We start from the raw sequence: 1,606 nt of genomic DNA on the forward strand, positions 1-1,606 counted from the left end.
CAGCTCGGGTCTCGGGCTGACGGCTGCCAGCAACACCACGGTCGAGCCGCGTCGCGCCGTCGAGGAGCACCCCTGACCGCTGCCCGACCACGTGGTACCCCACCCCTCGTCAGGGGTGGGGGTTTTCTTTTGTATAGGGGGGACCCCTATCACCACTCCAGCTCGATGTCGGAGTCCACCAGCATCGCCCGCACTCCCGCCTCGGTCGTGGCCATGCCAGGCCGTCGTCGTCGAAAAAAGATTGTGGGTTTTTTTGGGGGCGATCGCTCTAGTCTGCGGGTCGGCCCATCGGCGCTACCCACGCCCAACCCGGCAGCCCTTCCAGTGTCGCCTGCTGCTCCGCCGAGAGGCGACCGCGCCGATGCCGCTGCTGTGACACCCACGCACCGATCCGCCACCCCTCCCACCGCTCCTCGCGCGCAGGCGCAGCGTGACCATGCTGCTCGGCGTAGCGAGACAGGCTCTTGAACTTGGCGGCCCATCCCTGGTCGCGCGAGGACGGCTCCCACGTCCATCTCGGAATCAACTCCAGTTCGGCCACCTGCTCCGGCGTGAGCCGCTCCCTATACCGGCGCTGGTCGCGCACCCACGACCCCAGCCGAGACGCGAGAGGAGGCCATGCGCCGCCCTCGCCCAGCAGGATCGCGAGCTGTCGACTACGCTGCTCCCACGTCCACCGCTGCCGCCCCTCGACCTCGGCAACCGGCTCTAGGTGAGGCGTCACCGGCCTGTCGGCGCGTTGTGGGTAGTGCTCCGACACCCACGCAGGCGACTTGCCAAGCTCGGCAGCGATATCGACCCGTCGCACACCATCCGCCTCGAGGGCGGCGATGACCCGCCCCAGTTCTCTACCCTGCACGGAGCGCAAGATCATGCCCTCGGCGACAGTCATACGACGGCGACCCTCCTGAGCCTGCCGACGTGCAGCCCGTGACTCCGACTCACTGATGCACTCGGCGCGCCCACACGTCCGCGCCCTCGCCCCATAGTAGGTGCCGCCGCAGATCGGGCAGCGACGCCGCTGCGGCTTGCGCTCCGGCAGCCGCTCAGGCGCAGACTCGGAGCGCTCCTGCCGCACCGCTGGCGCGGTGCTCGACAGGTCCCGCGCCTGCGACGCCGCCAGCGGATCACGGGCAGCCTCCAGCTGCCGCCACTGTGGTGACCCGACCCGCGCCGCCGACTGCTCAGAGATGCGCTCCGAGATGGACAGCGACACCAGCGGGATGCCACGCGGCAGACCGTGCGCTGCCCGGTACTCGACAGCAGTCATGCCATGAGCAGGCGCGAGATGGGCGCCGAGCGAGCGGGGGCGTTTCCCACACTCATGGCACAGCACCGAGTCGTCATCGCGGTCGAGGACGCCGTACAGGCCGTAACCGTCCGGGTCGCCCACTCTCGGGCCCGTCGGCTCCAGAGGTGCGCCGCGCCGCTGCCGCTTGTAGTGCAGCATGCACAGACCTTTGGCGACCGCTTGGCGATCGCACGACGGCACCCTGCAGGCCGCCGCCGTCATCGGCTGAGGGTCCGGTACACGGTGCGTCGAGTGAGACCCGATTGGCGAGCCAGTTCCATCACTGACACCCCCCGCTGATGGGCCGCGACGATG

Annotated in this window: 2 protein-coding genes; both read right to left on the bottom strand. The window is 69.6% G+C overall.

Translation table 11 applies throughout. The features are described 5' to 3' along the window. Positions 1-268 precede the first annotated feature (268 nt). Entirely contained in the window at positions 269-1,450 is a 1,182-nt protein-coding gene (locus ACTQ48_RS11130; RefSeq protein WP_441570965.1) for a Helicase associated domain protein, read from the bottom strand. Between the two features lie 59 nt (positions 1,451-1,509). Beyond that, entirely contained in the window at positions 1,510-1,605 is a 96-nt protein-coding gene (locus tag ACTQ48_RS11135; protein ID WP_441570967.1) for a helix-turn-helix domain-containing protein, read from the bottom strand. Position 1,606: the final 1 nt, after the last annotated feature.

Origin of the sequence: Collinsella sp. Sow4_E3 (assembly GCF_052116285.1) — a bacterium.
Classification (GTDB): Bacteria; Actinomycetota; Coriobacteriia; order Coriobacteriales; family Coriobacteriaceae; genus Collinsella.